The following is a 17,604-nucleotide window of genomic DNA, read 5'->3' as shown; positions in this document are numbered from 1 at the left end:
TGCGGCAGACGGCCATTGTATCGGGTGCGGCTGGCGGGAGGGCCGATGCCTGCGGCAGGCAGAGGCGCAGGGCAAATGCAACAGCAACGGCAACGGCCAAAGCGCTGGCGCTTCGTGGTGCTGTGAGTGGGCCGGGGTGGTGTGGGCTGGCAGGGGACGCCGTGAATCCGTCCCTGGAGGCTTGGCAGCCGCATCCATGCGGCTGACACCCCTGCCACCCCACACCACCCCGGCCTCGACAGGTTCATGAGGCGGGGCGGATGGCAAAGGCAGGAGCAAGAGCGCTTTCTGGTGTCGGGTGGAGAAAGAACAGGGTCAGATCCGTTTTCCTGCGGAAAACGGATCTGACCCCGCAGCGAGTGCGCGCAGCGCGCGACCCGCTTTTGCTCTTCTCTTCTTCTACGTGGGTGGACGCAACCGGAAACTGTCAGAGGCCGGGCGGGTGGGCTGGGCAGGGGTATCCGCGCCATGGATGGCGCGGCTAAGCCTACAGGGACGTACTTGCGGCGCCCCTGCCCAGCCCACCCGGCCGGCCAAGCGCGGCTTCTGCTCTACGCGACCAACCGCCCACCCACGAGGGGCTGCGCCGTTCGCTGGAACCTATTCCGAAGGTGCAGGCTTCTGCCGAAGCAGGCTGAGCGCCAGGCCACCCACCACCAGTACGCCCAGGCCCAGCAACGCCCACAGCAACCACGATTTCCAATCGCGCTGCGGCTTCAGCGCCGCATCGCCGGCCAGCAGCTCCGGGCTGCCTTCCAGGCGCGCCAGTGTTGGCTGCCACGAAGGATCGTTGCGCTGCCGAAGTTCCTCGATCAGCACCCCGATCGGCGCGTCCGTGCGGCGCGCGGTCGCGCTGCCCACCGCCAGTGCGTAGGGCGCCGCGCCCTGGCTCAGGAACACCAGCACTTCCGGCTGGTAACCCAGGCGCAGCGTCGGCGCGGTGGCGGTTTCCGCCGGATTCGCCACCAGTTTCCAGTAGCGGTCGCGGTGCACCCCGCCCAGCGGCTGTGCCGCCGACTGCTGGCGCTGGCCCTGCGTGCCCTGCTGCACCTGGTAGGCGATCCACGGCGCGCTGCGACGTTGCCATTCCGCACTCTCGTCATCGCGGCTGAACAGCGTCCATTGCACCAGGCTGTTATCGGTGCTGGCGACATCGGCACGTGCCACCGGGAACCGGCCATCCATCTCGAAGGTGTACTCGCCCTTGCCCGACGACGTCGGCTCCAGCGACAGCCATTCCCAGGGCAGCGTGGCCGGTGCTGGCGGCAGTTCCGCCAGTACGCCGCGCAGGGTCGGCAGGCGCGAGTCGCCCTGCGCCAGGATGCGCAGGTAGCGTGCAGCGCCGTCCACCTGCAGGCGGCGCTGCAGCAGGCGCTTGCCGGCGCGCTGCAGATCCACCAGCGGCACGTCGCGGCCAATCGATCGCCAGTGCTGCAGGTCGTCACTGGCATCCAGCTGCACCTGCACCTGCAGCGGCTGGCCGCTGTCGTTCCAGTCCAGCACCAGTGCCGCCAGCGGTTGCTGATCGAGCATGCTGGCGTCGATCAGCCAGCCGCCCTGCCCGCTCGACCCTGCCCCGCCACCCACCCGCGCTTCGACCCGGCGCACGCGCCCATCGGTATCACGCTCGGTCAGCAGCTGCAGGTCGTTGCGCTGTGCATCGGCCAGCGGCGGCAGCACGAACCACGGCAGTTCACGCTGCACCGGCGACTGCGCCAGCGGCTGGTCCGGCGCCAGCAGTGCCGACGGCAACAACTGGCTGGCCGCGTTGAACACCTGCAGATCGCTGAGATCGGCGGTCACGGCACGGCGGTAGATCGCCGGCTCCAGCACGATACGGTAGGCACCGGACTGCGCACTGGACAATGTGAGCGGCCATTGCTCGGCATACTGCGTGCGGTAATCAGCCGCCTGTACCACGACGGCGGCCAGCATGCCGAACATCGCCGGCAGCAGCGCCCTGCTCCACTTCCTCATTGCGATTCCTCCACGGTCGGCGCCGCGCTTGGCGGTGCCGGTGCCAGATAACCCACGACCGTGCACAGCAGGCCGTAGGCGATGAACGATGCGATGCCCAGCAGGTTGCCCAGGTGCTGGCGATCGACAATAACCAGCTTGGCCAGCACCACGCCCATCAGCACGGCACCGACCATCCACAACACACGCTGGCTGCGACGCGACCCCCACACCCAGGCAATCACACCCAGCACGCTCCACAACACGGTCAGGCTGGTCTGCGCCAGGCTGAAGCGCATCATCGAGGCATTCCACGCCAGTCCACCCCATTGGTGTACGCCATGCAGCACCAGGCTGGTCAACGCGAGGAAGGCCGCCAGTGCCAGCAGCGGCATGCGGATGTTCAGCAATGCCTGCGGTGCCTCACTGCCGTACAGCCAGCGCGCCAGCAGCAGCAGGCTCAGCCACTGGCCGATCTCGGCCGGATTCAGCACCGGCAGCCACAGCAGCGGTGCGGCGTCGCCCGGCAGCAGCTGGCCCAGCAGCCAACCGATCGCCAGCAGGCCGAACAGCACGCACTGCAGCGGGACGCGCGCGCTGTCGAAGGCCGCGCCCAGCGGCCAGCGCAATGCGTTCCAGCGCCACAGCGACAGCGCCGCCATCAGCAGCCACGGCAAGGTCACCAGCAGGGTCGTCCAACCCTGCGCCAGGCCGGCCTCGCCACTACCCCACAAGGCCAGCAACGAAAGCAGCGACGGCCACAGCAGCCACCACAGGAACTGCGCGATGCGGGCCACGGTATCGCCGCCTTGGCGCAGGCACAGCAGGGTACGCACGCCCAGTACCGCGAACACCGTCCAGGCCAGCGCGCCGTGGCCGGCGAACGGCTGGTGGTGTGCATCGCTCTGCATCAGGGCCAGCGGGAAGCCCAGCGCGAGCATGGCCAGCGCGGTCACGCCCAGCGCACGCGCTGGCTGCCGACGCTGCGCTTCGGCCGCCAGCCAGGCAGTGACCGCGGCCAGCACCAGCAACGCGTCCACTTCGGTGCGGTAAGGGAAGAAGCGGGTGATCTCATGGACCAGGCCGCCCAGCCACCACAGCAGGCCCCACAGGTAATACACCAGTGCGACCTCATGACGCGGCCTGCGCTGGTAGCTCCACGCCGACGCGAAGCCGGCCAGGGCCAGCAACAGCGCGCCAACGGCGGTCGGGTTGATCAGGAAGCGCAGGTCGTCGTGCCAGTGGTCGCCACCGGCAACGAAGGCGAATGCGGCGCCGATCTGCAGCAACGCGCCGGAGACCTGCGGCAGCCACCGCTTCTGGCGCAGCCCCAACCACGCCAGGCCAGCACCTTCCAGTGCAAACACGGCACCGGTGGCGCGCGCCGACAGCGCCAGCGGCACCGCCAGCGTGGCGAAGCCCACCGCAAGCACGGCATGCGACTGCGCCAGCATGGTGTACGACGCGCGTGCGATCAGCGCCCGTGCCAGTACCGCGTAGATCGCGGCCAGGCCCAGCGCGCACAGTGCCAGCGTCATCGGTTGCGCGTGCAGCATGCCCGCCTGCAGCGAGAAGGCGACCAGCGGCGTGCCGAACACCAGGCTGCCATCGATCAGGTCGCGCCGGCCGGCCGGCTGCCGGCGCGCGTACAGCAGCGGAATCAGCAGGTAGAACACGAAGAACAGCACCAGGAACGGCTCAGTGCTGCTGAACTTGTCCGGTGCGTACTGCAGCACGCCCCAGAAGGTGCCGATGCCGAAGGTGAAGGCGAAGCCCAGCAGGTTCAGCGCGCGCCATGGGCGGAACCAGGCAATGGCGAAGATGCCCGCATTGAGCACGGCGTAATAGCTGAACAGCCCCACGTGGTTGCCGCTGCCGGTGGACAACCACAGCGGTGCCATGAAGCCGGCCAGGATGCCCAGCACGGCCAGCGTGCGCGAGTTCTGCACCACCGCCAGCACACACAGCCCGGCCACCAGTGCAATGGAGCTGGCGAAGGCAACGCCCGGGGGAATCAGGTCGAAGCGCTTGAATGCCGCGAAGATGGTCAGCAGCAGCACGCCGATGGCACCGCCCTGCAACGCCAGCGCGAACAGGCGCCGGCGCTCGCGCTGGTGCCAGCCGAACGCCAGCAGGCCCAGCGCAGCCACGGTGATGCCGGCCAGGCGCAGTTCGATCGGCAACACCAGCCAGCCCTGGTCGCTGACGTACTTCAGCAGTGCCGCGACACCGGCCAGCAGCACCAGCATGCCGATCTTGACCGGCACGTTGCCTTCGGTGAACCAGCGCTTGACCGCACCGACGCCACGCTCGATGACATTGGGCAGTGCCGGTTCGGAAGGCAGCGGCGGCTGCACCGGCACCGGCGGCACCGGCGGTGGCGCAGCAGGACGGGGGACAGGCACCTCGGTGGCCGTTGCTTCGCGCACCGGTGGCTGCGGGGGCTGAGGCGCAGCAGCAGCAGCGGCGGGCGGCCGCAGGAACGGCGGATCGGCGCTGGCGGCAGGTGCGGCCACAGGCCGTTCAGGCGCGGGTGCGGTGGCGGCCGGCCTGACGGCGGCCGGCGCGGCGGCCATCGCGCTTTCCAGCGCAGCGACGCGGCGGCGCAGGCCGGCAATCATCACCAGCGCGACCACCAGCAACAGCGGGATGGCCAGAAGAACCAGTACGACCAGGGCTATCAGTGCTTCCATTGCGTGCTTCCAATGCGATCCCGCGCCCCAGCGGCGGCGGTCGACCGCCCCATGCTACGACAGGGTGGGTCCCATAAACGACGAACCCCGGCCAGGCCGGGGTCCGTCTGCGATCTACACCGGCCTTACTTGGCGGCGATGACCTTGGCCATTTCCAGGCACTTGTTGGAGTAGCCCCACTCGTTGTCGTACCAGGTCACCAGCTTGACGAAGGTGCCGTCCAGGGCGATGCCGGCGTCGGCGTCGAACACCGAGGTGCAGGTCTCGCCGCGGAAATCGGTGGCCACGACCTTGTCTTCGGTGTAGCCGAGGATGCCCTTCAGCGCGCCTTCGCTCTGTGCCTTCACTTCAGCGCAGATCTCGGCGTAGGTGGCTTCCTTCTCCAGCTCGACGGTCAGGTCGACCACCGACACGTCCGAGGTCGGGACGCGGAAGCTCATGCCGGTCAGCTTCTTGTTCAGTTCCGGGATGACCACGCCGACGGCCTTGGCCGCACCGGTGGACGAGGGAATGATGTTTTCCAGGATGCCACGGCCGCCGCGCCAGTCCTTGTTGGACGGGCCATCGACGGTCTTCTGGGTGGCGGTGGCCGCATGCACGGTGGTCATCAGGCCGCGCTTGATGCCCCACTTGTCATTGATGACCTTGGCCAGCGGAGCCAGGCAGTTGGTGGTGCACGACGCGTTGGAGATGATTGCCTGGCCAGCATAGGTCTTGTCGTTCACGCCGAACACGAACATCGGCGTGTCGTCCTTCGACGGGGCCGACATGATGACCTTCCTGGCGCCGGCATCGATGTGCTTCTGCGCGGTTTCCTTGGTCAGGAACAGGCCGGTGGCTTCCAGCACCACGTCGGCGCCGACTTCGTCCCACTTCAGGTTGGCCGGATCGCGTTCCTGGGTCAGGCGGATCTTCTTGCCGTTGACCAGCAGGTCGTTGCCCTGCACCGCCACATCGGCCTTGAAGCGGCCGTGCACGGAGTCGTACTTGAGCATGTAGGCCAGGTAATCCGGCTCCAGCAGATCGTTGATGGCCACGATTTCGATGTCGTCGCCGAAGTTCAGCACCGCCGAGCGCAGGACGTTACGCCCGATGCGACCGAAACCGTTGATACCAACCTTGATTGCCATTTCTCAAGCTCCTGCAGCCGCGACGGGTGCGGCGGGATGGATAGGGCCCACAAGTCTAGCAGGCCGTGGCTGGCCACCGTGGGCCAGGCCGGGCCGCCAGCAGGTCGGCGGACAGGATTTGATCCGGATCAAAGCGTTAGCGCGGCGTGAGGCCGAGACTGTCGCCATCCACCCAGCAACGAGAACACCCCCATGCGCAAGACCTCCTCCCTGATCGTGGCCAGCCTGGCCGCCGCCCTGTCCCTCGCCGCCGCCCCGGCCATGGCCCAGTCCAAGGGCGACTGGACCGTTTCGGCCGGCGTGCACCAGGTGGCGCCGAAGTCGAACAACGGCTGGCTGGCCGGCGGCACCCTGAAGGTCGACGTCGACAACGACGTCAAGCCGACCATCACCGGCGAGTACTTCATCGCCGACAACCTGGGCATCGAAGTGCTGGCCGCACTGCCGTTCAAGCACGACATCAACATCAACGGCCTGGGCCGCGTCGGCAGCACCAAGCAGCTGCCGCCGGTGGTGACCCTGCAGTACCACTTCAACAGCAAGGGCAAGGTCTCGCCGTTCGTTGGCGCGGGCGTGAACTACACCACCTTCTTCAGCGAAGATACCACCGGTGCATTGGCCGGCAGCAAGCTGAAGCTGCAGGATTCGTGGGGCTTGGCCGCGCATGCGGGCATCGACTTCGCGATCGGCGAGAAGGGCGCCCTGCGCGTGGACATGCGCTGGATCGACATCGACAGCAAGGTGAAGTTGAACGGCGAGAAGATCGGCACCGTCAACATCGATCCGCTGGTCTACGGCGCTTCGTACGTCTTCAAGTTCTAAAGCGGCGTGTTGAGTGCGGGGGGCTTCGCCCCCCCGCTCCCCCGCTATACGCAAAACCCTCGCAGCATGTTGCCCCGGTGATTGCCGGGGCTTTTTTTTGTTGCTGGGACTGAAGCGGTTCCGGAGCTGGGGCGAGGCGGGGAGCAGAGCCTGTACATCCGAGGCGTAATGGTTGCCTGCAATTGCAAAAGGCGGATTTTGATCCTGCATTTGTTCTTGATGTTGCCTTTGACGTTTGCATCCGCCTCCGCAGCCATGTTGGATGGGGCTGCAGGGGCAGGCGCTGCGGGACCGTCCGCGGCATGAATGCCGCGGCCGAGCTTACAGGGACGTACTTGCAGCGTGTCCCGCAGCGCCTGCCCCTGCAGCCAGTCCCCAGCAGACAGCAACGCGCCGCTCTTCAATCCACCTACCCCGCTAGAATATGTGCATGAAAGCCCTGCACTCCCTGTTCCTCGCCGCCGCCCTGGCGCCGGCCCTGCTGTCCGTCTCCGCCCCCGCCCATGCCTGGGGCGCGCAAGGCCACCGCCTGGTTGCCGAAGTCGCCGACGCCCGCCTCAACCCCGCCGCCCGCGCCGAAGTGGACCGCCTGCTGGCCACCGAAGCGGACGCCACCCTGGCCAGCATCGCGCCGTGGGCCGACCAGCTGCGCGCCAAGGACCCCGGCCTGGGCCGTCGTTCGGCCGGCTGGCACTACGTCAACATCGCCGAAGACGACTGCCATTACGAAGCACCGAAGCACTGCAGGAACGGCAACTGCATCGTCGAGGCCCTGAAAGCACAGAGCGCCATCCTGGGCGACCGCAGCCTGACCGATGGCGAGCGCCTGCAGGCACTGAAGTTCGTCGTGCACCTGGTCGGCGACATCCACCAGCCGATGCATGCCGGTTACGCTCATGACAAGGGCGGCAACGATTTCCAGCTGCAGTTCGGCAACCGCGGTACCAACCTGCACTCGCTGTGGGACAGCGGCATGCTCAACACCCGCAAGCTGGACGACGCCGGCTACCTGCCGCTGCTGCAGAGCCAGCGCGCGCCGAAGCTGGCGCGCCAGTCCAACCCGCAGCGCGACCCACAGACCTGGGCCGAGGCCAGCTGCCGCATTTCCATGCAAGCTGGCGTTTATCCGGCCACGCGTAAAATCGGTGACGAATACACCGAGCGCTACCGGCCGCTGGCTGAAGCGCAGCTGCGACTGGCCGGCGAGAACCTGGCGCAGTTGCTGAACCGCGTGCTCGGCACGCGCTGAGGAGAGTTCCGATGCCGGTCCAGGTGCAGTCGTTCTTCCACCGTGACAGCAATACCTTCAGCTACCTGGTCAGCGACCCGGCCAGCGGCGAGGCGGCGCTGATCGATCCGGTCCTGGACTACGACCCGGATACCGACGCCAGCAGTGAAGCGCCGCTGCATGCCGCATTGCAGGCCATCGAGCAGCAAGGCCTGCAGCTGCGCTGGCTGCTGGAAACCCATGCCCATGCGGACCACGTGTCGGCCGGGCGCCGGCTCAAGCAGCGCTTCCCGCAGGCCACGCTGGCCATCGGTGAAGGTATCCGCGCGGTGCAGGCCACGTTCGCGCCGCGCTATGGCCTGCAGCTTCCGGCCACCGATGAGATCTTCGATCACCTGTTCAGCGACGGCGAAACCTTTGCCATTGGCGAGCTGCAAGGACAGGTGATCGCCGTGCCCGGCCACACCAGCGACAGCATCGCCTACCTGATCGGCGATGCGCTGTTCACCGGCGATTCGCTGTTCATGCCCGACGGCGGCACCGCACGCTGCGATTTCCCGGGTGGCGATGCCGCGCAGCTGTATCGCTCGATCCAGCGCCTGCTGGCGCTGCCCGATACCACCCGGGTTTTCGTCTGCCACGACTACGGCCCGGGCGGGCGTGATTTCGCCAACGAAACCACCATCGGCGAACAGCGCGCGCACAACATCCACGTGCATGACGGCGTGGCCGAGGCGGAGTTCGTCAGCGTGCGCCAGGCCCGCGATGCTACGCTGGAAGAACCGAAGCTGATGCAACCGGCGGTGAAGGCCAACATCCAGGGCGGGGCCTGACGTACGCCGGGCAGACCCCGGCGCCATCGGTTTCCATCACGGACCGCGAGCGTTCATTTTCCCTGCGTGCGCACCACATGCTGGCCCCTCACGATCTCGAAGGTGAAGGCGTACTGCAGGGTGACCGCCACCGGCTCGACCCGTTCGGCGCCCCGGCAGTCACCGCGGTCGGCAGGCACCTTGCCAGCCGCGAAGTGGCAGACCGCTGCGGACGAGTACTTCCACATCGCCACGGCCTCCTGCGCAGCCTGCAGCAGGGGCGCATTCTCGCCCGCAGCACCTGCCGCGCACTCCGGGCGATCGGTCAATGGCAGGCTGCGCTCGACGACGCCGTTGGCATCAACCACCACCTGCAGGCAGATCGTGGTCGGCGCCAGTTCCGCACGCGGGTCACGATCGCCGACCTCCGGGTCCGGTGCCGCGTACAACTGCGGCATCCGGTAGCCCTCGGTCGCACCCAGCGAATACGCCTGCAACTGCCCACTGCCACCGCCCGCCTGCGGCTGCAGTCGCTGGTGGCCGACATTCTCGCTGCGGGTGTGCACGGTGGCCAGCCGTTCCTGGCTCGCACACCCCGCCATCAGCGCTGCCACCACGAGCAGCGGCGCGGACTTCACTGGGCGTCCTCGCTGTTGTCCATCGCAAAGGTGATCGGAATCTTCACTGCGCCTGCCACCGGCTTGCCGTTCTTCATCGCCGGCCGATAGGTCCAGCTGCGCGCTGCGGTGATCGACACCGCGTCGAACACGCCCGGATTGGTGGCACTGAGCACCCTGACATCGGTAGGTTGGCCGCTGGCGTCCACTTCCACGCGCAGGTTCACCACGCCCACCTGGCGTTGCTCGAACGCGGACCTGGGATAGGAGGGCGGTGGCATCTTGACGACCTGGATCTCCCGATCCGTGACCGCCGCTGCCGGTCGGCCGGCCATCGCATCGCCCTGGCTGGCCCACGCTACTGCGCCCATTCCCAGGCACAACCCGACGACCAGCACCTGCCCCGATACCCACGGCAATGCCTTCCGCTTGGACTGCTTCAACATGGCGATACGCTCCTTCAACACGGGTTGGCTGCGCCAATGGCAGACCGCTGGCGCAACCGGGTGGACCAGCTGCGCCTTCAGCAGCGTGCTGGCGTAAAGCCCGCGCAGCGCAGGCTGCGGGGCGATGGTGCGGGCATCGCAGGCCAGTTCCTGGTCGCGCAGGAAGCAGCGTGCGGCCCAGGGCACCAGCGGGTGGAACCAGAACACCGCACGCATAAGCAGCAACGCACCATTGGCCCAGTGATCGCCATTGCAGCGGTGGCTGCGCTCGTGCAGCAGGATCAGCCCCTGTTCCTGTGCGCTGAACTGTTGATCGAAGTCCGGGCCAACCACGATTCGCGGCCGCCACAGGCCAACCAGTGCTGGCAGGCCTGGGTCACCACTGGCCTGCCAGCTGCCATCGGCGCGCGGCTTCAGCGGGCCCATGCGCCGTTCGAAACGACGCTGTGCGCGCAGGTCGCGCAGCAGGCAGATGCCCATGCCCAGCGCCCATGCCAGCAGCAACAGCGGTGCCCATGGCAGCGACGGCCCTGCCAGTTCGTCCACGGCCCCTGGCTCGACTTTCAGCAGCACTGTCGGCACGTGCTGCAACAGCGCAGCCTGCGGCAACGGCAGCAGCAAGGTCACCAGCAGCATCGGCAACAACCACCAGCTGCGATAAGCCAGTCCAGCGCCCCCCATCCACACCAGCAGCGGTCGCAGCACGGCCAGCAGGATCACCCCCATGGCCAGCCACACGCTGGCCTGCCACAGTCCACCGAGCAGCTCAGTCATGGTCCAGCTCCTGGATCAGCTTCTTCAGTTCGGCAATGTCCTGCGCGCTCAACTGGCCACGTTCGCTGAAGTGCGCCACCAGCGGTGCCACGCGGCCTTCGAAGACACGGCCGATGAAGTCCCGGCTCTGCGCCTCCACCCACGCCTGACGCTGCAGCAGCGGCCGGTACAGGTAACGCCGGCCATCGCGCTCAGCGGCGATGGCGCCCTTGGTCAGCAGGCGGTTGAGCAGGGTCTTGATGGTCGGCTCGGCCCAGTCGCGGTGAGCCAGCGCAGCCACCACATCATCGGCGCTGCGCGGTGCCTGCTGCCACAGCACCTCCATCACAACGGCTTCGGCTTCGCTGATCGGGGTCATGATTTACATCCGTAATCGATAATCTGATTACGCGCGTAATCGAACCTCCTGTCAAGCCCCTCGACTCCGGATTCATCGGCTTTGCGCCAGCATCGAGCACTCCCGGCCGAGGCTTCGGATGAAAGCGCTTCCCAAGAAGGAATTCCCGGTCGAGCAGGCCCGACGCTTCCTCGAACCCGGCCCGATCGTGCTGGTCAGCACCGCCTGGCGCGGCCAGCGCAACCTGATGACGATGGGCTGGCACATGGTGATGGGCTTCTCGCCGTCGCTGGTCGCCACCTACCTGTGGAATGAAAACCACAGCCATGCACTGGCCGTCGGCAGTGGCGAGTGCGTGATCAACGTACCCGGCGTGGAACTGCTCGATACCGTGGTGGACATCGGCAACTGCAGCGGCCGCGAGGTCGACAAGTTCGCCCGTTTCGGGCTCGATGCGCTGCCCGCGCGCGAGGTCGGTGCGCCGCTGGTCGGGCAATGCCACTCGAACTTCGAATGCCGGTTGTACGACGACAGCCAGGTGGCGTCGAGCAACCTGTTCATCTGGGAGATCGTGCGCGCCCATGTTGCGTCCCGGCCGAAACTGCCGCGCACGGTGCATTACCGCGGCGACGGGCAGTTCATGGTGTCCGGCGTGGAAGTCTCGCGTCGACGGCGGTTCAAGCCCGACATGCTGTAATGCCCGCACTCCCCCGCACGCAGGACCGCCACGCATGACCGAACACCTCACCGACCTGGACGCCGCCGTCGACTGGTTGTTAGCGCGCGTGGACGGGCCGCTGCGGATCGGGGCACCGCTGGCGCTGGGCAAGCCACATCGGCTGCTCAACGCCCTGTATGCGCGCGTCGAGCACGATCCCTCACGGCCGCTGCAGCTGTATACCGCGCTGTCGTTGAATCCGCCGAAGGCGCGTGGCAACGGCCTGGAGGCACGCTTCCTGGCGCCGTTTGCGCAGCGCCACTTCGGCGACGATTTCCCGCGCCTGGCCTATGCCGATGCGATCGCGCGCGACGCGTTGCCAGCGCACGTGCAGGTGGAAGAGTTCTACATGCAGTCCGGCGCCCTGCTCGGTTCGCGGCAGGCGCAATCCAGCTATACCAGCCTGAACTACACCCACGCCGCCGATGCGGTCGCTCAGCGCGCACCGCAGGTGATCGTGCAGAAGGTGGCGATGCGGCCGAATGACCGCCGGCTTTCGCTGTCGTGCAACAACGACATCACCCAGGACACGCTCGATGCGATGACCGCGCGCGGCCTGCCGCGCCCGTTGCTGATCGCCGAGATCGATCCGCAGCTGCCCTACCTGGCCGGCTCGGCGACGGTCGATGTGTCGTTCTTCGATCTGGTGATCACCCCACCGCCACCGTACCCGGCGCTGTTCGGGCTGCCGCGGCAGCCGGTCGGCGATGCCGACTACGCCATCGGCCTGTATGCCAGCACCCTGGTGCGCGACGGCGGCACCCTGCAGATCGGCATCGGCACGCTGGCCGACGCGCTCAGCCATGCGCTGGTGCTGCGCCACACCGACAACGCGCGCTATCGCCGCGTGCTGCATGCACTTGATCCGCAGCTGGCCAGCCACCCGCTGGTGCAGGAGATCGGCGGCGTGGACCCGTTCGAAGTGGGACTGTACGGCTGCAGCGAGATGCTCAACGAGGGCTTCCGCAGGCTGGTGCAGACCGGGGTGATCAAGCGCAAGGTGCACGACGACCTGGCGCTGATGCAACGCATCGAAAATGGCAGCACGCTGTCCATCGACCATGCCACCCTGGCCGCCGAAGGCGAGTACCTGCACGGTGCGTTCTACCTGGGCTCACCGGAGTTCTACGAGTGGCTGCGCACGCTGCCGGAAGACGAATGCCGTGCGATCGGCATGCGCCGCATCAGCGAGATCAACCAGCTGTATGGCGGTAACGAGGCACTGGAGCGCCTGCAGCGCCGCCATGCGCGTTTCTTCAATTCCTGCATGATGGCTACCGCGCTCGGCGCGGCGGTGTCGGACGCGCTGGACGATGGACGCGTGGTGTCCGGCGTGGGCGGCCAGTACAACTTCGTGGCGATGGCACATGCCCTGCCGGAAGCGCGCAGCGTGCTGATGTTCCGTGCCGCACGCGATGACAAGGGCCGCCGGGAATCGAACGTGCGCTGGAACTACGGCCACACCACCATCCCGCGCCACCTGCGCGACATTTACCTCAACGAGTACGGCATCGCCGATCTGCGCGGCCTGACCGACGAAGACTGCGTGCATGCGATGACCGCGATCACTGAAGCGCCCTTCCAGGGCGATCTGCTGCAGCAGGCACACGCCTCGCGCAAGCTGCTGGCGGTGTCCCAGCCCGACCCGCAGCGCCAGCAGCGCAACACGCCGCAGGCACTGGCCGCGGCACTGGCTCCATTCCGTGCCGATGGCAGCCTGCCGGACTACCCGCTGGGCAGCGACTTCAACGAGATCGAGCAGGTGCTGGTCAAAGCGCTGGCGTGGCTGAAGGCCAACACGCAGACCCGCAGCGACAAGCTGCGCACCGTCTGGGCAGCGCTGCGGCAACCGGCCGGCGACGGCGATGCCGTGTACCTGCAGCGCATGGGCCTGCAGGCACCGAAAGACTTCGCCGAACGCCTGGACGCGCGGCTGCTGCGGCTGGCGCTGGCGCGTACCGCCTGAGAAAAAGGGGACGGAGGGAATTAAGTCATTTGTGCACAAACGACTTAATCCCCTCCGTCCCCTTTTTCTTCCGGCAACGAGAAAGGCCGGCTTGCGCCGGCCTTTCCTTTGTTGCGCCGAGAGGCTGCTTACAGCGCCTTGGCGGCCTCCACCACGTGCGCCGTGGTGATGCCGAAGTGCTTGTACAGCTGGTCGGCCGGGGCCGAGGCACCGAAGGTGTCGATACCGATCACCGCGCCGTCCAGGCCGACGAACTGGCGCCAGAAACCGGTGACGCCAGCTTCCACGGCCACGCGCTTGCGCACCGCGTTCGGCAGCACCGATTCACGGTAGGCCGCATCCTGGCGCAGGAACACGTCGGTGGACGGCATCGAGACCACGCGGGTCTTGATACCGGCCGCGTCCAGCTGGGCCTTGGCTTCGGTGGCCAGCGAGACTTCCGAGCCCGTGGCGATCAGGATCACGTCCGGGGTACCGGCAGCATCGGCCAGCACGTAACCGCCGCGCTCGATCTGGGCGATCTGCTCGGCGCTGCGCGGCTGGTGCGGCAGGTTCTGGCGGCTGAACACCAGGCAGCTCGGGCCGTCCTGGCGGGTGATCGCGGCCTTCCAGCTCACGGCCGACTCGACCGCATCGCACGGGCGCCACACGTCGTTGTTCGGGATGTAGCGCAGCGAGGCCAGGTGCTCCACCGGCTGATGGGTCGGGCCGTCTTCGCCCAGGCCGATCGAGTCGTGGGTATAGACGTGGATGGCGTGGGCCGGAATCAGCGCGCTCATGCGCACGCCGTTGCGGGCGTAATCGCTGAACACCAGGAAGGTGGCGTCGAACGGAATGAAACCACCGTGCAGGGCCAGGCCATTGGCGATGGCGGTCATGCCGAACTCGCGCACGCCGTAGTACACGTAGTTGGCGTTGGCGTCGTCGCTGGCAACCGACGTGCTGCCCTTCCACAGGGTCAGGTTGGAGTGCGCCAGGTCAGCCGAGCCACCGACGATTTCCGGCAGCAGCGGCGCGTAGGCTTCGATGGCCAGCTGCGAGGCCTTGCGCGAGGCGATCGTCGGGCCTTCAGCGGCCACCTGGGCGATGTAGGCATCGGCCTTGGCAACGAAGTCGGCCGGCAGCTCGCCATGCGAACGGCGGGTCAGCTCGGACGCCTCAGCCGGATACTGGCTGGCGTACTTGTCGAACAGCTGTTCCCACTCGGCCTGGCGCAGGGTGCCGGCGCCATTGGCGCGCCAGCCATCGTAGATCGCCTGCGGGATCTCGAACGGGCCGTACTCCCAGCCCAGCTGCTTGCGGGTGGCTTCCAGCTCGTCCTTGCCCAACGGGGCACCGTGGCTGGATTCCTTGCCCGCCTTGTTCGGCGAACCGAAGCCGATGGTGGTGCGGCAGCAGATCAGGGTCGGCTTGTCGCTCTGCGACAGCGCGGCCTCGATGCCGGCCTTGATGCTCTCCGGGTCATGGCCATCGACGTCGCGCACCACGTTCCAGCCGTAGGCCTCGAAACGCTCCGGAGTGTTGTCGGTGAACCAGCCCTCGACGTTGCCGTCGATGGAGATGTGGTTGTTGTCCCAGAAGCAGACCAGCTTGTGCAGGCCCCAGGTACCGGCCAGCGAGGCGGCTTCGTGCGACACGCCTTCCATCAGGCAGCCATCACCCATGAACACCCAGGTGCGGTGGTCGACCACTTCCAGCTCCGGGCGGTTGAAGCGCTGTGCCAGCAGCTTCTCGGCCAGGGCGAAGCCGACGGCATTGGCGAAACCCTGGCCCAGCGGGCCGGTGGTGGTTTCCACGCCCGGGGTCTCGTGGCGCTCCGGGTGGCCGGCGGTGTGGCTGCCCAGCTGGCGGAACAGCTTGAGCTGCTCGATCGGCAGGTCGTAACCGCTCAGGTGCAGCAGCGCGTACTGCAGCATCGAACCGTGGCCGTTGGACAGCACGAAACGGTCGCGGTTGAACCAGTGCGGGTTGCTCGGGTTATGGCGAAGGTAGTCGTTCCAGAGGACTTCGGCGATGTCGGCCATGCCCATGGGCATGCCGGGGTGGCCGGACTTTGCGGTTTCAACCGCATCGGCGGCGAGGAAGCGGATGGCGTTGGCCAACTGGCGACGGGTAGGCTGCGTCATGGTTCTGTCGGAATCGGGAGGCGGCCGCGGACGTGCGGGCGGCCTATTGTCCCACAGACCCGGGGCCGGGTTCAGGCGTAGGACCAGATCCCTTGCCAGTGAAAGGGATCTGGTCCCGCCAACCCCTTACTTGGGCGCGGCGGCCTCGATCACGCCACACATCGACTTCTTCTGGAAGTCCTCGCCAGTGGCGTAGGTGGCCGGGGTGGTCTTGGTCACGGTGATCTTGGAACCCTTGCCCTCGGCTTCAACCAGCACGTTCCACGGCAGGGTGGTCTGACCACCATTGAACTGGACGTTCTGTTCCAGGGTCAGCATCCCCAGGTCCTTGTCCACGCTGGCCACCTTCAGGCCCGACTTCACGCCCTCGATCTGGATACGCTTGAGAGCGTCGGCCGGGGTAACGTTGGGCACCACGTCCCAGGTGGTGAAGGTGCGCCCGGCGAAGAAGCTGCCGGTCTTGGTGTAGTTGGTTTCACAGGCCTTCTGGGCACTGGCGTCGAAAGCCAGCAGGCCCAGGGCGGCGACCATCACGTACGAAATCCTCATTTCTGCTCCCTTTCGCACGGCGCCAATCCCGACGCCTTCCATGCGTCGGGATAGTATCCATGGCATTCAGGGCGCGTTCAATCGAGGGGCGTGCCCAGCGCCGGTCCGTCATGCGACTCGCCCTTGGCCACCAGCGTGGTCAGGGCCAGGTCGCCGGTCACGTTCAGGGCGGTACGGCACATGTCCAGGAAGTGGTTCACGCCCAGGATCAGGCCGATGCCCAGCGGATTCACACCGACCATCGCGCAGATCATCGCCACCACCGGCAGCGAGCCCGACGGCACACCAGCAGTGCCGATGCCGCCGAGGATGCAGACCGCCATCACCATGATCTGCTGGCCAATGCTCAGGTCTACGCCAAAGAACTGGGCCAGGAAGATCACCGTCACGCCCTCGAACAGCGCGGTGCCGTTCTGGTTGGCGGTGGCGCCCACGGTCAGCACGAAGCGCGACACGCGCTGCGGCAGGCCCATCTGGTCGGCCACGCGCAGTGCGGTCGGCAGGGTGGCGTTGCTGGAGGCGGTGGAGAACGCCATCACCGTCGCTTCCTGGGTATCGCGGAAGAACGACAGCGGCGAGCGGCCAGACAGCCATACGGCAGTACCGTAGGTCACCACCATGTGCAGGCCGAGTGCCAGCACCACCACGCCCACGTAGGCGCCCAGACGGATGATCAGCTCGAAGCCGAACAGCGCGGCCAGGTTGAACATGAAGCAGGCCACCGCATAGGGGGCCAGGCGGATGACCAGGTTGATCAGGGTCATCGAGATTTCGAACACGCCTTCGATGGCGCGGCGCAGCGGGGCAACCTTCTCGTTGTCGGTCAGCACCATGCCGATGCCGAACATCAGCGCGAAGAACATCAGCGACAGGATCGCACCGTTGTCCGACGCGGCCTGCAGCACGTTGCTCGGCACGATTGACAGCAGCATGTCCATGCCCTTCGGCGTGCCATGGATGCCAGCGACGATTTCCTTGCTGCGCTCGGCGTTCTCCGACAGCATCATGGCGGCGACCTGCGGATCGACGCCCGCGCCCGGCTTGAGCAGGTTGACCAGCACCAGGCCGATGCCCACCGCGATGCCGGACAGCAGCACGGTGTACGCCAGGGTCTTCCAGCCGATGCGGCCGAGGGCGCGGATGTCGCCCATCTCCGATACGCCCATGATCAGCGCCGAGAAGATCAGCGGCACGATCAGCATGAAGATCAGGTTGAGGAACAGGCCCGACGCCGGGGTGGTGACGTAGTCCATGACCCACTTGGCACCGGCCTGCAGACCATCGACGCTGCCGCCCAGGGCATGCACGATCAGTCCCAGGACCAGGCCGATCGCAAAGCCGATGCCCATCTTCCAATGCAGGGGCAACTTCTTCTTGTCGGCAGCAGCTGCTGTCATACGCGGGTTTCCTCGAAAAATGAATGCACTCTA

Annotated in this window: 14 protein-coding genes; 5 read left to right on the top strand and 9 right to left on the bottom strand. The window is 66.9% G+C overall.

Annotated features, from left to right (window positions below; translation table 11 throughout):
* Positions 1 to 600: 600 nt before the first annotated feature.
* The 3 genes from AC5P74_RS03805 to gap form a co-directional block, all read right to left on the bottom strand.
* Positions 601 to 1,977 (bottom strand): DUF3999 domain-containing protein, encoded by a 1,377-nt coding sequence (locus tag AC5P74_RS03805; RefSeq protein WP_053501263.1) that lies wholly within the window; start codon positions 1,975 to 1,977, stop codon positions 601 to 603.
* Entirely contained in the window at positions 1,974 to 4,649 is a 2,676-nt protein-coding gene (locus tag AC5P74_RS03800; protein WP_495222449.1) for a DUF2339 domain-containing protein, read from the bottom strand. The genes AC5P74_RS03805 and AC5P74_RS03800 overlap by 4 nt, the downstream gene beginning before the upstream one ends.
* A 125-nt stretch (positions 4,650 to 4,774) precedes the next feature.
* Positions 4,775 to 5,779, bottom strand: coding sequence for a type I glyceraldehyde-3-phosphate dehydrogenase (gene gap, locus AC5P74_RS03795; RefSeq protein WP_005418885.1), 1,005 nt, complete (start codon positions 5,777 to 5,779; stop codon positions 4,775 to 4,777).
* 192 nt (positions 5,780 to 5,971) lie between these two features.
* Between gap and AC5P74_RS03790 the strand changes: the two genes are divergently transcribed.
* The 3 genes from AC5P74_RS03790 (at position 5,972) to AC5P74_RS03780 (ending at position 8,662) form a co-directional block, all read left to right on the top strand.
* Positions 5,972 to 6,601 (top strand): OmpW/AlkL family protein, encoded by a 630-nt coding sequence (locus AC5P74_RS03790; protein WP_005418891.1) that lies wholly within the window; start codon positions 5,972 to 5,974, stop codon positions 6,599 to 6,601.
* A 430-nt stretch (positions 6,602 to 7,031) separates the two neighbouring features.
* Positions 7,032 to 7,850 carry a S1/P1 nuclease gene (locus AC5P74_RS03785; RefSeq protein WP_111201929.1) on the top strand — a complete coding sequence of 273 codons (819 nt, stop codon included), beginning with the start codon at positions 7,032 to 7,034 and terminating at the stop codon, positions 7,848 to 7,850.
* A gap of 11 nt (positions 7,851 to 7,861) precedes the next feature.
* Positions 7,862 to 8,662: an MBL fold metallo-hydrolase gene (locus tag AC5P74_RS03780; protein ID WP_206620382.1), complete on the top strand. Its 801-nt coding sequence runs from the start codon at positions 7,862 to 7,864 to the stop codon at positions 8,660 to 8,662.
* 53 nt (positions 8,663 to 8,715) lie between these two features.
* Here AC5P74_RS03780 and AC5P74_RS03775 read toward each other — a convergent pair whose 3' ends face one another.
* The 3 genes from AC5P74_RS03775 to AC5P74_RS03765 are packed head-to-tail and all read right to left on the bottom strand — an operon-like array spanning position 8,716 to position 10,836.
* The gene (locus AC5P74_RS03775) at positions 8,716 to 9,279 is read right to left on the bottom strand and encodes a hypothetical protein (RefSeq protein ID WP_346607689.1); all 564 of its coding nucleotides are present in this window, start codon (positions 9,277 to 9,279) and stop codon (positions 8,716 to 8,718) included.
* Positions 9,276 to 10,478, bottom strand: coding sequence for a M56 family metallopeptidase (locus AC5P74_RS03770; RefSeq protein WP_346607688.1), 1,203 nt, complete (start codon positions 10,476 to 10,478; stop codon positions 9,276 to 9,278). The genes AC5P74_RS03775 and AC5P74_RS03770 overlap by 4 nt, the downstream gene beginning before the upstream one ends.
* Positions 10,471 to 10,836, bottom strand: a complete 366-nt coding sequence (locus AC5P74_RS03765) for a BlaI/MecI/CopY family transcriptional regulator (RefSeq protein ID WP_171957501.1) — start codon at positions 10,834 to 10,836, stop codon at positions 10,471 to 10,473. The genes AC5P74_RS03770 and AC5P74_RS03765 overlap by 8 nt, the downstream gene beginning before the upstream one ends.
* Positions 10,837 to 10,954: 118 nt before the next feature.
* Between AC5P74_RS03765 and AC5P74_RS03760 the strand changes: the two genes are divergently transcribed.
* Both AC5P74_RS03760 and AC5P74_RS03755 read left to right on the top strand, forming a co-directional pair.
* Positions 10,955 to 11,512, top strand: coding sequence for a flavin reductase family protein (locus AC5P74_RS03760; RefSeq protein ID WP_065179076.1), 558 nt, complete (start codon positions 10,955 to 10,957; stop codon positions 11,510 to 11,512).
* Between the two features lie 34 nt (positions 11,513 to 11,546).
* On the top strand, positions 11,547 to 13,499 hold the full coding sequence (locus tag AC5P74_RS03755; protein ID WP_206620380.1) for an acetyl-CoA hydrolase/transferase C-terminal domain-containing protein: 1,953 nt from the start codon (positions 11,547 to 11,549) through the stop codon (positions 13,497 to 13,499).
* A gap of 128 nt (positions 13,500 to 13,627) precedes the next feature.
* Here the strand turns inward: AC5P74_RS03755 and tkt are convergent, their stop codons facing one another.
* From tkt to AC5P74_RS03740, 3 genes are all read right to left on the bottom strand, one after another.
* Positions 13,628 to 15,625: a transketolase gene (tkt, locus tag AC5P74_RS03750; protein WP_053498456.1), complete on the bottom strand. Its 1,998-nt coding sequence runs from the start codon at positions 15,623 to 15,625 to the stop codon at positions 13,628 to 13,630.
* A gap of 126 nt (positions 15,626 to 15,751) precedes the next feature.
* A complete protein-coding gene (locus tag AC5P74_RS03745) occupies positions 15,752 to 16,174 on the bottom strand; it encodes a hypothetical protein (RefSeq protein WP_227837915.1) in 423 nt (140 codons plus the stop codon).
* A gap of 77 nt (positions 16,175 to 16,251) precedes the next feature.
* Positions 16,252 to 17,571 carry a dicarboxylate/amino acid:cation symporter gene (locus AC5P74_RS03740; protein WP_005418900.1) on the bottom strand — a complete coding sequence of 440 codons (1,320 nt, stop codon included), beginning with the start codon at positions 17,569 to 17,571 and terminating at the stop codon, positions 16,252 to 16,254.
* Positions 17,572 to 17,604 lie beyond the last annotated feature (33 nt).

The sequence above is a fragment of the Stenotrophomonas sp. YJH_SMC_94-11 genome, from assembly GCF_059370435.1.
The sequence above is the reverse complement of the archived record's forward strand: the minus strand, read 5'-3'. Positions and strand labels throughout refer to the sequence as shown.

Excerpts from the sequence above, each read along its gene's own strand:
- AC5P74_RS03805 (WP_053501263.1), bottom strand. The coding sequence starts at position 1,977 with ATGAGGAAGTGGAGCAGGGCGCTGCTGCCGGCGATGTTCGGCATGCTG.
- AC5P74_RS03800 (WP_495222449.1), bottom strand. The coding sequence starts at position 4,649 with ATGGAAGCACTGATAGCCCTGGTCGTACTGGTTCTTCTGGCCATCCCG.
- gap (WP_005418885.1), bottom strand. The coding sequence starts at position 5,779 with ATGGCAATCAAGGTTGGTATCAACGGTTTCGGTCGCATCGGGCGTAAC.
- AC5P74_RS03790 (WP_005418891.1), top strand. The coding sequence starts at position 5,972 with ATGCGCAAGACCTCCTCCCTGATCGTGGCCAGCCTGGCCGCCGCCCTG.
- AC5P74_RS03785 (WP_111201929.1), top strand. The coding sequence starts at position 7,032 with ATGAAAGCCCTGCACTCCCTGTTCCTCGCCGCCGCCCTGGCGCCGGCC.
- AC5P74_RS03780 (WP_206620382.1), top strand. The coding sequence starts at position 7,862 with ATGCCGGTCCAGGTGCAGTCGTTCTTCCACCGTGACAGCAATACCTTC.
- AC5P74_RS03770 (WP_346607688.1), bottom strand. The coding sequence starts at position 10,478 with ATGACTGAGCTGCTCGGTGGACTGTGGCAGGCCAGCGTGTGGCTGGCC.
- AC5P74_RS03765 (WP_171957501.1), bottom strand. The coding sequence starts at position 10,836 with ATGACCCCGATCAGCGAAGCCGAAGCCGTTGTGATGGAGGTGCTGTGG.
- AC5P74_RS03760 (WP_065179076.1), top strand. The coding sequence starts at position 10,955 with ATGAAAGCGCTTCCCAAGAAGGAATTCCCGGTCGAGCAGGCCCGACGC.
- AC5P74_RS03755 (WP_206620380.1), top strand. The coding sequence starts at position 11,547 with ATGACCGAACACCTCACCGACCTGGACGCCGCCGTCGACTGGTTGTTA.
- tkt (WP_053498456.1), bottom strand. The coding sequence starts at position 15,625 with ATGACGCAGCCTACCCGTCGCCAGTTGGCCAACGCCATCCGCTTCCTC.
- AC5P74_RS03745 (WP_227837915.1), bottom strand. The coding sequence starts at position 16,174 with ATGAGGATTTCGTACGTGATGGTCGCCGCCCTGGGCCTGCTGGCTTTC.
- AC5P74_RS03740 (WP_005418900.1), bottom strand. The coding sequence starts at position 17,571 with ATGACAGCAGCTGCTGCCGACAAGAAGAAGTTGCCCCTGCATTGGAAG.